Below are 13,664 nucleotides of genomic sequence, written 5' to 3'. Positions count from 1 at the left end.
TGTGGGTGAGCGAATCCGCGGTCTACGAGACCGATCCGTCGGAGTTCGCCCCGGGGCCCTCGAAGGTCGTCCACCTCGATCCCGGGCAGACACCTTCCATCGACGAGCTGGCCGCGTCGGCCGGTCCCATGCCGGATTTCCTCTACGTGGAGGCTTTCGCCCACGCAGGGGAATTGGGTGAGCTGGCAGTCGATCTGTCCAACCGTGCCACGAAAGACGACGAGGTACTGGTGCTTCCGGGAAGCAAGGGACACCAGCTCGTGCACCAGTGGTTCGCCCCCGAGACGCTGCGTGGGCTGCTCAAATCCGTCTCGATACCGGCCTTCCGGCGCAACGGCCTCAGCTACGGGCGTCGCGCCACGAAACGGATCGGAGCGCTCGGCATGCGGCTGGAACTCACCGATCCGGTCGTGGTGAGGACCTCGGACGTCGGCCGGGACAAGACGACTTTCAGCGGCACGACCAAGGCGGCGTCGGAGTACATCCGGGTGAAGGCGCTGGGCCCCAGCGCGACCATGAACTTCTTCGCACCCGACGCGACGTCGACGTCGGTGGCGGGTGGACGGATGGCACTGGGTGGGGCGGCGAAGTTCTGGGGCAGGAAGCGGGGCCGGGCGAGCGAACAGACCGTCATGGTCGATCACAAGGAAAAGGGCTCGGAGCACAGCCGGACGGTGCTCGTCCGTTACGACGTCCGTTCACGGATGGTCGTCGAGAGCAGGCAGAAGCGGGTCGTCGACGGCGAGGTCTCCGTCGCCGGTGCCGACAAGTACCTGCCGGGTTCGCTTTTCGTCCGGATGAGTGAGCGGCAGGCCAGGGCGCAGGGACTGCTTCCCCCGGCCGAACCTCGGGAAACGGTGCCGAATCTCGGCGCGCCGGAATTGTCGTTCGGCGCGTCGGGCTCGCTCGGCGCCTACGTGGCCGAGGATCTACCGGACCTCTCCAGCCTGCTGCCCACCCTGCGCGCCGGCCTCCCGGGCAAGCATCGGGGCCTGATCCCGGAGTCCGTGCTGGAGGACGCGATGGGGACGGCCGAACGGCTGGGCGAACTGGTCAATGACGCGAACGCGACGTCCTTGCTCGACAACGCGCTGGACGGCGGCGTTCCCTTGCGTGTCCACAAGCCGGGAGTGCTGTGGTCGGACGACTACAACGTCGTCCTCAAGGCCACCGCGGAGACCGTCGAGTTCGACGGTTACGTGAACGACGGCAGCGAGATCGAGCAAGCGATCACCAACACGGCCATGAGCAAGACGGTCGAAGAACGCTCGAAGTCGAGGGGAGGCTGGTTCCGTCCCGGCTGGCGGTCCCTGTTCTCGTCCGGTGACGCGACTTCTGGCGCGATGGGCGGCTCCGCGGGCTTGGGCGGGACTCGTGAGCGCACCGATCGCCGCGTCACCGGCTCGGGGCTGACCTCGATCCGCGCGACCACCGGGTCCGGTCCGGGTGCCCGCTACCGGGTCGGGTTGAAGTGGGAGCTGAAGATCGAGCGGGAAGGCCGCGAGGTCGCGTCCAGCGCCCTAACCGATCACATCACCATCCGGACCAACGCAGACGACCAGAGGCTCGGTGGCGGTGCCGCCCCGGAACACCGGAGCCTGACGGTCCCGGTCGGACGGCACACCGACGCCAGCGTCAAGGAATGGCAGAGCGAGGGCGTGAAACTGCCGGTGGACGTACTCGTGGAGGGGTTCCGAGGCGCCGCGGACATCCGGGACGGTGTGGTCCGCGCGATGAAGGACGCCGGAGCCAAAGCGGGGTTGACCAGCAGCGAAACCGGCGCGATGAACACGCTCGCGTTGTCGGTGACCAACTCGGCCATCCGGGCCAATCTGGTCAAGACGTCCGCGGCCTCACTGCCCCTCCCGGACCTGTACACCATGTCGCTCACCGGTGGCCAGGAAGCGAAGGTCAAGATCTACTCCCGGCTGACCGGGGTACAGATCGCAGGCCTGAGCGACACCGTCCGTTTCGACCAGTCCGCGAAGATCCTGGAAAGCTTCACCTCCGACACCGCCCAGTCCGGGAGCTCGGGCACCCAGCTGGTCGGTGGTGACGGTGGCATCACGGATCGAGCCGGCAACCTGCACATCCCCGGAGGAGCCGACTCGCAATCGGCGACGGCGAGCGGGCAGCTCGCCGGTGCCACCGCGGGACAGCGGTCGGTCACCCTGCAGGACACCGGCCGGAGCGGGTTGACGAAGTTCGACACCGAGCACTTCATCGTGGCCGAGGTCGACGGCGTCACCAGCGCGGTGGTCGTGCGGCTCCCCGCCTCGGCCCTTCCCCGGGTGATCAACGCCGGCCTGGCCAAGGTCCTGGGCGCGCCGCTCCCGGAGACGGCGGTGCGAGCCCAGGACAGGGTTACCCAGGCCGCCGCCTTGTGGCGGGCCAAGGAGACGATCCTTCACCGGAAGCAGGGCGTCGCCGACCGGAAGTGGTTCGACGAGCAAGGTGCGGAGCAACGGCTTCGCGAGGTGGCGGGAGTGCCGGGCGAGGTCGGACTCGATCCGCGGATCGCCGCGCAGCGGGCGCGAGCCGCCGCGAGTGTCGCCGCGTTGCGGGCGGACGGCACCGATATGCGGGACGAAGCGAGGGAACAGAGCAGGAGCCTGGCCGCGACGCTCGCTCAAGAAGAAGCGAAGCTCGACGCCGCCGCGGAAGAGCTCGCCCAGGCACGCGCCGAGCTGACCAAGGCCACCCAGGCGGCCGACGCGGCTCGGGCCGCCTGGGTGCGCGCCAAGGAGGAACTGGAAACCGAGCTGGCGAAGATCAACGCGAGATTGCGCGAGCAGAACGGCGCAGCCTCGGATTCCGTGGCCGACCGAGCACCGGCGGATTCCGCTGACGAGCGGTCTCGGATCTCGTTGCCGGACTGGGTACGGCGGAAGGCGATCTGGGCGCGAGAGTTGCTGGAGACCGAGCCGGTCTCCGTGGACGTGCTCGCCGGTCTCACGGAGGAAGCGCGGCAGACGCTGTCCGGGTATTTCCCCCGCCTGAGCTCCACGGTGCCGGGGACAGGGGAACTGCGGGAAGTCCTGCACACCATCCTGGCGGCCGAGCGGGTGCACTACCACCTGGACGGTGAGAGCCCGGCCGCCGCCGGGGCCATGCTCAGGGTGCTGGCGCAGGAGCTGGCCACCGAGGTGAAGGTGCCCGAAGCGGTGACGGCGGCAGGTGAGCGGGGTGACCGGCCGCCTGCCGAGGTGACGGACTCGAGCCTGCTCTCGAATGCCGTGCCTCCGAACAGTTCCGTCCCGGACAGCGCCGCCGGAAATCCCACCGGCTCGGACGAGGCCGGACAGATCTTCCTGGACAGCGACAGCGAGTCCGGTTCGTCGGCGTTCGAACCGGATGCCGGGCGTGCTCTGGTCACTTGGGAGGGCCGTTCGGACGGTTCGGGCCGGTTGACCGGTGCCGACCACCGCACGGTCACGTTGATGGTGGAGGGTTTCGTCGACGCCGCGGTGGCCGCGCGGCCGGGAGCGGAACCGACGTTGCGCGGTGGAGTGTTCGTGTCCCCGGATTCCCGGGAGGGGGTCTCAGGGGTGTCCTCGCTCGTGGAGTCGGCGGTCCGGGCCAGGCTGAACGCGTATCCGCCGGGGGCGGCGGGCATCTCGGCCGAGAAGCTCTTGAGCCGGGTGCGGGTGTCCGCGATCGAACGGCCTTCGGGTGACCCGTCGGTGGGCGCGGTGCAGCTTCAGGTGTCGGGACAGCGTCCTGTCACGGGCTTGTTCGGTCCGGAGGTCTTCACGGCCCCTGCGAACCCGTTGCCACGCCGTGCGGAGGAACTGGCCCGGGCGCGCGCCGCGCTGGCCGGGCTCGAGGACTCGGACCCGGTGCTCGCGCTGGCGCGCGAAATCGTGAGCCGTCATCACCAAGCGCCCCGGCCGTTCGTCGAGACCGCTTCTTGGGTGGACCGTGCCCACCGCGCACGGTATCGGGCAGCGGTCGACCTGGTCGCCTGGAACCTGTACCGATACGACGACGAGCATTCGGCGGACGCACTTTCGGGCGCACTGGTGAGCGAAGTCATGTGGCCTCGTGAAAAGGGCCTACAGGGTGGCGCCCCGCCCCGGCGGAGTGAGACCGCACGGGTGTTCCCAGTGCCGGAGGATGTGGCGGGCTGGCGGGCCGGCGACGACAGCACCGGACCGCAGACGCTGCGGGAGTACTTGGTCGAGCGGGGGCTTCCCGCGGGTTTCGTTCTCAAATCGGACACGAACAGGAGGTCGAACGCGGCTGCCAGGACGTGGATCCGGGCCTGGGCGGCGAGATTCCACGGTGTGAACGACGTGCTGGGTGAGCCCTTCACCCGCACCGAGGTCGCCCACCTGTCGGGAGATCTGATCGACGCCAACGAGATCGGCCGGTTGTGGAACGACCTCGACCAAGGCAAAACGCTGGAAGAGCTGGGCTTGGTGGCACCCGCCGTCACCGAACCGGAAGTGGGACAGGCAAGTGCCGCGCAGGCGCGACCGGTGGCAGTTCCCGCGGACGTGGTGGGGTGGCGGCCGGAGGAGGGCGGGCCGGAGACGTTGCGCGCCTATCTGGAGGCACGTGATCTGCCTGAGGGTGTTTCGGTCACGCCTGCCTCCGGCAGGCTGAACGCCGCCACCATGCACTGGGTGCGAGCCTGGGTGGAGGGTATGGCGAACGAGGTCGCCCCCAGCGCCGGACAGCGTTACTCCCACAGAGCCCTGGCGGCACTTGCCGGTGGCCTGGTCAGCGAGCACTCAGTCGGCATGTGGCTCAAGGAAGCGCGATCCCGCGTCGCGCAGCACGCGGAAGCAAGCGGTACGGCTACCGGGCGAGGGCGGGCGCAGAGGACACGTACCGATCTTCCGCCTGACTCGGAATTCCTCTACGCAACGCCGGAGATCCACTGGACGGGGCAACCCATCGCCCATCGAGCGGGCTTGACGGTGAGCACGCCGGACCTCCGGGAACTCGAGAGGGTCGTCAACCTCATCGCGCCGGAGATTCTGCTGCGACTGGGCGAGGGTGCACAGGCGCCCGATCTTCGGCTGCGTCTCTATGTCGACCACAAGGACATGCGTAAACCCTTTCAATGGGAACGGCTGAAGTCGCTCAGCTCGGTGCTGCAGAGAATGATCGATGACGAGATCGTGCGCCTTTCGGCCGAGGTAGGCGTCGAAGTCGCGTCTTTCGCGCCCGAGCTGAAGGCGAAAATCGATCTCAGCACGCACCGTGTCGCTGTCGGGGATCGGATGCGCTTCGAGCTGCTCCGGTACACCGATCGCGAGCTGAAACCCGGTGATTACCGTGGAATGACGCGGCTGGCCGTCGCGTTCTCGCAGCATTCGGAAGCCTTGCCGCTGGCGCACGCCGATCAACTGAGGTGGGTCGTCCAGGGCGAGGCGCTGCGAGCGCTGCTCGCGGGGGAAAGCAGGATGAGTCCGATCGCCTTCGTCCTGGACCCGGCCTTCCATGGCACGCCGCAGTTGCTGGAGCAGAGAAAAGCGCACTTGATCGACTCGGTCAAAGCCGCGGCGACGACGGTCCTGGATGTGTGGAAGCCGGCGGGATCCGATATCGATCTTGACGGTTTGCTCGGGGAGGTGAAGATCGAACTTTCCCAACGCCACGCCAAGACGAGTGGCCCGGATCTGGTCGATATGACCGTCGAGAAGAGCGCCGTCGAGTCTCCCGGACACGTATCCGATGAAGAGCCGCAGGAAGATCCTGCTCTCAGGGAATTCCTGCTGCGCGAGCTCGCCAAGGTCGAAGGCGCGGAAGTGACCATGCCGGTCGAGGTCGGCAATGTGGCCGAACCTCGAGTTGCGGAAAGCGACGAGTCGGACAGTAGTGCGGAGGCATCGGCCGGCTTGCCGGGGCTGGAGTGGTCGGCACCACTGGACGCGGAATCCGGACACCAGCTCGCGCTGGATGACCTGCAGGCGTTGCACGCGGCGGTGAGGACTTTGGTGCCCGAAGTGCTCCGGCGTCAGCAGGCCGGGTTGCAGGCCCCGGACATCAGGATCGTCCTGGTCATCCGAAGCGAGGCGGACCGTCTCCGCACCGTGCACGCGGTGAGACTGCAGGGGGTCGCGACGCTCGTGCGCGAAGAGCTGGAACGAGCGGGTGTGGTTCAAACGGGGCTCAACGAGTCCCTGAAGCTCAAGATCAGTACGGGAACGCGTACCGCCAAGGGAAGAATGCGCCTTGAAATGTTGCGATACGCGGATGAGGGAAAGGTGCCGTCGGAATATCAGCGAGCATCTTCGATCGGTATTTCTTTCCCGGTGAAAAAATCGGATCCGACAATGGCGCAAGCGGATCGGATAAGATGGATGGCGCAAGGGGAGGCGCTGCGATCCCTGAGCGCGGGACAAGCGAAAATGCGACCTTTCACACTGGTGCAGGCCAGGTCTCAGCACGAGACGGACGACGTTCGGGAACAACGCCGGACTCTCGTCGAGAGGCTGGTCCGGGACGGTGTCAGGACAGTGGTTCTGGGTCTGCGCGCGCGAGGCTGGACCGGCGCCGTCGATCTCGAGCGGTTCGCTGCCGACGTGCTGGCCGAATACTCGGGTTCCGGCCCTCGTCTGGGGCCGGACGCCCATGTACGGGCCAAGGTTTACGTCGGTGATGCGCGAAGTGTCAGCGAGGCTGAGGTCGACGAAGGCGATGTGGGAATCCCCAGTCCGCTGGCGAGGGAAGCGGAAGAGGCGCGTCAGCGGGGTCGGACGGCTTTGCGTCCTGATCAGGAGGAAAGCGAGGAAAGTGGGCAGGAGGCGTCGGCCGATCCTCAGGCCGGTGTCGATTGGCAGGAGCCGGAGACGATTCCGCTAGCGTCAGGTGAACCCACCGCTTTCATTGAAGATGGCATGGATCTCATACCGGAACCCGCGCCGGACCTGAACTCGCCTCTGGATCTGTCGCCTTTCGAATTCGAAGCGATGCTGGAGACCATGCCGGAATGGCTCTCCTCGGTCCAATGGGATGAGCCGCTGAATTTCGACTTCGAAGATCTTTGGGCAGCCGATGAGGCTGAAATTCATGCTGAACCGGCAGGCGCAGAACAGGCCCGTGCCCAGGAACGAAGCATCTCTCGCCCGCTTTCGGAGGAGAGGGGAGACAGCGGGCCGGCCTCGGGAGCGGTCGAGGTCCAATTCGGTGTGGGACGGGACGGTCGTCCGGTGGTGTCGTCCCCCACGGGCGAGCCTTTGGTCGCGGGTGGGGAGTTTTCGCGGCAGAGGGAGCCTGTTGACGATGGGCCGGCGCGGGTACCCCTGGATGTGCTGCGGTGGCGTCCCGCGGTGGACGGATCGGGTCCGCGGACCCTGCGCGAGTTCCTGATGGGGCGGGGCCTTCCGGCGGGGGTCGTGCTGAAGTCGGCGGCGAACAGGTATTCGAGCAAGTCTGCTTTGGGATGGATCCGTGCCTGGGCGGCCGGGCTGCGCGAGACGAAAGATGCTTCCGGGAAGCCCGTGGTCCTGGCGGATATCGCGAAGATGTCCGGGGGTTTGATCGCCCCTGAGACCCTCAGCCGGCTGTGGCGAGACCTTCGGGCGGGGAAAACGTCCGCGGAACTGGGAATCGCTGCGCCTGCCGAGCAGGTGACCGAGGAAGTCGACGCGTGGTCGGTAATGCCCGAGGATGTGCTGAGGTGGCGCCCCGCGGTGGACGGGTCCGGTCCGCGGACGCTGCGGGAGTTTCTGATCGGCCGCGGTCTTCCCCAGGGTTTCGTGCTGAAGTCGGCGACGAACAGAACTTCGAGCAGGGCCGCTTTGGCTTGGATCCATGCCTGGGCGGAAGGGATGCGTGAGTCGAAAGACCCGGCGGGTAACTCTTACGACGCGCTGGAAGTTTCGAGAATTTCCGGGGATTTGATCGGTCGTGATCAGGTCAGGCGGGCGTGGGAGGGGATAAGCGGCCGTGGTGAGGGGGCTTCCCGCAGGGAAAAGCCGGCTGGGGACGAACGCTCGGTGGTGCCCGATGACGTCGTGGATTGGCGTCCCTCGGTGGACGGGTCCGGTCCGCGGACACTGCGGGAGTTTCTGATCGCGCGGGGCCTTCCCCAGGGATTCGTCTTGAAGTCGGAGGGAAACCGGCTTTCGAATGAGGCTGCTTTGGCTTGGATCCGTGCCTGGGTGGCAGGGATGCGCGACGCCAACGACAGCTCTGGAAATGCCTTCACGCAGGCGAAGGTCTCCGAGCTGTCCGGTGGGCTGCTCGATCGCAGCCAGATCAGCCGGCTTTGGAGGAATCTGGGAGCGGGGAAGTCGTTCGCGGAGCTGGGGGTCGGTGTGTCCGCCAGGCAGGCGGGCAAGGCGGCCGAGTTCGTCGGCGGCGGACAGAATGTTCCGGAAGAGAATTTCCCGGCTCAGCCGGATTCGGGAACGGGTGATCCGTCTCTGTGGGACATGCCGAATCGGGTCGGTGCGGCTTACTCGGTGACGCCGGCCGGCGTGGGGGTGTTGATCGGTGACGCTGACTCAGCCCTTGGGCAAGCGGCCAGGTGGTTGCCGAGAGAAGAAAACGTGGTCGGTGTGGTGTTGCTCGATCACGGGTCGCGGGATCTCGACGTGATCGAGCAGGCCGTGCGGAACTCCGGCTGGAACGGCGAGGACGCGGTCCGGTTGTACGCCTGTGAGACCGGCGATTTGGAGCCGTTGGCCATCGCCTTGCGGCAGCGGTTGGGTGTCCCGGTGGGGCATCCGACAGATCTGTTGTGGCTGGGTGTGCCCGGAGCCGGTACCGCGGTCCGGGTTGGCTCTCTCGGCCTTACCGAGGACGGAAGGCCGATCCGGCCCGACGCCGACGGTGACGGCTGGGTCTGGCAGATCGAGCCCACGGCGCAGAACCGTGACGGCCGAATCGACGGAAGCTATCGCCTGCCCGTCCCGCTCAACGCACCGTTCGCCCTCGGTCTCGGCGAACCACGGCACCTGGCTCGCGAGAAGAACGCGGCGCGGACGCCGGAGAGTCCTCCCGCGGACGTGGTGGAGTGGCGCCCCGGCGCCGGCGGGGCGGACACGTTGCGGGAGTTCCTGGCCGCGACGGGCCGGGCGGAGGCGGAGCGGCCGGAATGGCTGCGCGCCTGGGTGGTGGGCATGCAGCAGGAGGCCGTGGGCCAGACCGGCATGCGGATGCCCGCGGCGTTGCTGGAGATGTTCTCCGGCGGTCTGCTCACCGTGAAATCCGTGCGGGCGTACAGCAAGAAGGGCCCCGAGCCCACGCCTGAGGCGATGCTCTCGCTGGTCCCCGACTGGGTCCTGGCTTTCCGGGCAGGCTCCGGTCCGGGGTCCTTCGGCGATTTGCTGTCGTTCCTGAAGGCGAACAAGGACCGGTTGCCGCTGAACATCTGGCTGGAGCCGGACGGCAAGAACAAGTATTCGGCGCCGCTGGTGCGGTGGGCCGGCGTATGGGTGCGGACGGTGCAGGAGGAGGCGCTGCGGAAAACCGGCTCCGGACTGAAGGTGCAGAAACTCGTGTCGCTGACCGGGGGCCTCGCGCACCACACGTCGGTGTCGGACTGGGTGGCCGCGCTGACCGGGAACGACGCGGACGACTCTGGCGGCGAGGCGGCCACCGGCGAGCCGGATGGTCTCGGCGAGGGAGCTGCCCGGCCGGCGAAGAACGTGCCGGAGGATGTCGTGTGGTGGCGTCCTGGGGTCGGCGGGGCGGACACCCTGCGGGAATTCCTGGAAAAGACGGGCAGAGCGGAGGAAGAACACCTGGATTGGCTGCGCGCCTGGGTCATGAGCGTGCAGCAGGAAGCCGTGGAGCAGACCGGTATGCGGGTGCCGACGATCCTGTTGGGCGTTCTCTCCGGTGATCTGGTCACCCGGCCACGGGCACGGTCGTACAACGAAGGCGCCGCCGCGCCTCGCCCGGAGCTGGTCGCCTCGCTCGTTCCCGGCTGGATCCTGGCTTTCCGGGCAGGCTCCGGTCCGGAGCCCTTCGGCGATCTGCTGTCGTTCCTGGAGGCGAACAAGGACCGGTTGCCGGTGAACATCTGGCTGGAACCGGTGGGCAAGGCCGGGTACACCTCGCCGTTGCTGGAATGGGTCCGTGCCTGGGTGCGGGAAGTGCAGTCGGAATCGCTGCGGCTGACCGGCAAGAAGCTGGCGCTGACCGAACTCGCGAAGCTGACCGGCGGGCCCTCGGCGGCTCTGTCGAAGTGGACGTCCGATTTGACCGGGGGCTACCCGAATCCCGCCGACGACGTCTTTTTCGAGCGGGTGGAGGGGCCTTCCGGTGTCCCCGAGACGGCCGGAGTCCAGCCGTCGCAGGGATCTTCGGACTGGGAACTGTCGGTCCCGAGGCTTCTTCCCGGAATACCGGCGGACGTGGTCCAGTGGCGGCCGGGCATCGGTGGTGCGGAGACCTTGAGCGCTTTCCTGGAGAACACCGGACGGTTGGCGCAGCATGAAGCGGCCTGGCTGCGCGAGTGGGCGATCGACATGCATCGGGAGGCGGTGCAGCGAACCGGCATGCGGGTGCCCGCCACGGTGCTCTCGCACATCGCCGGCGATGTGCTCCCGGTCCGGAAGGCTTTCGAATTCAACGCCGAAGCGATCGCACCCAGGCCGGAGTCGGTGCCGTCGCTGGTGCCGGAGTGGGTGATGAGCTTCCGGCCCGGGACGGGGGAAGGATCGTTCGGCGACATTCTTTCGTTCCTGAAGGCCAACCGGCACCGGCTGCCGTTCAACATCTGGCCGGAGCCGGTGGCCTCGGGGAACTATCCCGAGCCGTTGGTGCGCTGGGTCGAGCTGTGGCTCCGGGGCGTGCAGGAGAAGTCGCTGCGGGAGACCGGGTACCGGCTCAAGGTCCGGGAACTCACCGAGTACACCGGGGGAGTGGCCGGCACGACGGCCGTTTCCCGGTGGACCAAGGATCTGTCGGCTTCCACGGTCGGCCGCGAGTTCGGCGCGAGCCCGGCCCCGAGGATCGCCGGACCGTCCGGTGCGGAAACCGGCGACGGGGCGCCCGCAGACGTGGTGGACTGGGTGCCCAGCGAAGAGCAGCCGACGCTGCGGGATTTCCTGGACGCGACCGGGCGCTCGGCCGAGGCGAACCCGAAGTGGCTGCGCGCGTGGGCCTCGCGGATGCAGGAGCGGGCCGTGGAGCAAACGGGTATGAGGGTTCCGGTGACCGTGCTCGCGGCTCTTTCCGGCGATCTGTTCACCGCGAAGGCCGCGGGCCGCGCCAGCGCCGACTGGGCCAAGCCCCGGCCTGCCGAAGTCCCCTCCCTGATGCCGGCCTGGGTCAAGGATTTCCGGCCGGGCAAGGGCGCGGATCCGCAGCCCGACTTCCTGGCTTTCCTACGGGCGAACAAGCGCAGGCTGCCGTTCGCCGTCTCGTTGGACCTGCAGGAAAGGAGCGTGTACTCCGAACCGTTGATGCGGTGGGCGCAAGTCTGGGTCCGGGGCGTCCAGCAGGAATCGGTGCGGGAGACCGGGCGGCGCGTTCCGATCGAACTGCTCGCCTCCTACACCGGGGGACTGGCCGGTACGAGCACTGTCTCCAGCTGGGTCAGGGACCTGCCGAAGGGCGAGGCGCGCTCGGCGCTGACCCAGGCGCCGGAGTGGATCAGGGACTTCCGGCCGGGCAAGGGCGCCGACCCGTATCCGGACCTGTGGTCTTTCCTGTGGCTCAACCGGGACCGGCTGCCGCTCGACATCTCCCTGCAGCCGAGGACGGGGCACCAGCACGCGGAGCCGTTGACGCGGCTGGTCCGGGTGTGGGTGCGCGAGATCCAGCAGGAATCCGTCCGGCTGACCGGCATGCGGATCTCGAACGACCGGATCGCCTCCTTCGCCACCGGTCTGGTCAGCCGCGAGTCCGTGGCGACCTGGACCGAAGACCTGCCGAAGAGCGACTTCACCGCCGCGGCGGCGCTGGTCCCGTCCTGGGTGACGGATTTCCGGCCGGGCCGGGGGCCGGAGCCGTTCCCCGACCTGTTGTCGTTGCTGCGGGCGCACAAGGACGACCTGCCGCTGGCCATCGCCTTGGAGCGCGCCGAGAAAGGAAAACACCCTCAGCCCACGATGATCTGGGTGCGTTCGTGGTTCCAGGCCGTGCAGGAAGAGTCCGTGCGGCTCACCGGCCTGCCGGTGCCGACGGCGATGATTTCGCTGCTGTCCGGCGGGATGGTCAGCACGACCACCGCGGCGAGGTGGGGCGCCGAACTGGAGCGGCCGTCCCTGGACGAGGCGTTGTCGCTGGTGCCGGACTGGGTGACCGGGTGGCGCCCTGATCCGTCGCCCGGTTCGCCCGGGACGCTGATGGATTTCCTCGCGGTGCACGAATCGCGGCTTCCCTTCACCGTGTCGCTGGTACCCGGGCCGCAGGGCTTGGTCCCGGAAGCGACGTCGATCTGGATCCGCGCCTGGGTGCTGGACATGCTGCGGGAGGCCGGCCGCGCCGGGAACGAAGAACTCCGGGAAATCCGGAGGCTCGTCACCGCCGGGCCTTTCCGGGGCACGCTTCCGGACGGAACCGGCGTGCTTTCGGTTCCGGAATCGCTGTCGCTGCCCCACCGCGGCACGTCGGCGGTGCCCGACGCACTCCGGGACGAGGCGCAGGAGGCGATGCTGCGCGGCCGGGCGGGCTCGCGGGCTCGCCTGAGCGAGGAGGGAGACCACGACGCGGAGATGGCGGACGCGCCGCCGATGACGGAAACGGCGGACTCACCGATGCCGGACGCCCCGCCGGTGCGCGAGGAAGTGCGCGACCTGGATCAGGGACGGCGCGAAGTGGTTTTCCACCGGGACGGCCAGGACGCCGACCTCCAGATGACCCGAGTGGTGGAGCATGCTCTGCGGTGGAATCCGGAACTCGGTATGGATTACAGGTTCCCGTGGCGTGATGCGGCCGATCCGGTGAACCGGGTCTTCGAGCCGTTCGCGGACGAGGACGGTCGAGTGCATCCGATGGTGTTGGCCGGCCTTGATCAGGTCACGGCCAAAATGGCAGGCGGCAAGCAGGTGCTCAAGAGCATGGCGGCGAGCCCGGAGTACCCGCACTTGACGGGTATGTCCTCGAAGGACTTGGAGGCACTGTGGCCTCGGTTGGAGCAGGATGTCGCGGAATTGGTCAGGTCGCTGGCACTGGAAGATCCGGAGCGGGGGCCGGAGCCGCGCGCTGTTCCGGTGACGATGGAGGGGAGGCATCTGCCGGAGCACGAGCGGATGTTCCTCGTCGGCAAATGGGGTGCGCGCTTGTCGAAGGCTCCGGCCGAGACGGAGCCCCACGAACGGATGTCACTGCGCAACGGACGGGTGGTGGGTCTGTACCTGGGCGCGGTGCTCACCAACAATGCGACGGCCAAGACGTGGGAGGAGACCTATCGGCTGTACCCCGCTTATCACATGGACCTGACCGACAGGGTGGGATACACGATGAGCGCGGAAGGCGCGGCGAACGCGATCCCGTTCGCCAACACGGCGCTCAAGAACGGCGAGATCGCTTACGATGAACCTCGAATCAACGCCATTTTCGTTCCTTTCGAGGTGAGGATTCCGGACAAGACCGGAAATCTGAAGAAGATGATGATCTCCGCGATGATCGCCTTGGACAACGCGTTCGACCCCATCCTCAACCCGTTCGGCATCCTGACCGTCAACTACGGCCCCCTGTATCTCGACATCTTCCGTGACATGGACATCATCAAGTCCGAGCCCGAGGAGTGA

General features: G+C 67.6%; 1 protein-coding gene (only partly in view). It reads left to right on the top strand.

Features of this window, described 5'->3' with window-relative positions:
• Positions 1 to 13,664: the 3' end of a WXG100-like domain-containing protein gene (locus AORI_RS68275; RefSeq protein WP_476692322.1), read on the top strand. The gene continues 22,051 nt to the left of window position 1, outside the view; only the last 13,664 of its 35,715 coding nucleotides appear in the window; its start codon lies off the left edge, out of view; the stop codon is at positions 13,662 to 13,664.

Source organism: Amycolatopsis keratiniphila, assembly GCF_000400635.2.
Classification (GTDB): domain Bacteria; phylum Actinomycetota; class Actinomycetes; order Mycobacteriales; family Pseudonocardiaceae; genus Amycolatopsis; species Amycolatopsis keratiniphila.
The sequence above is the reverse complement of the archived record's forward strand: the minus strand, read 5'-3'. Positions and strand labels throughout refer to the sequence as shown.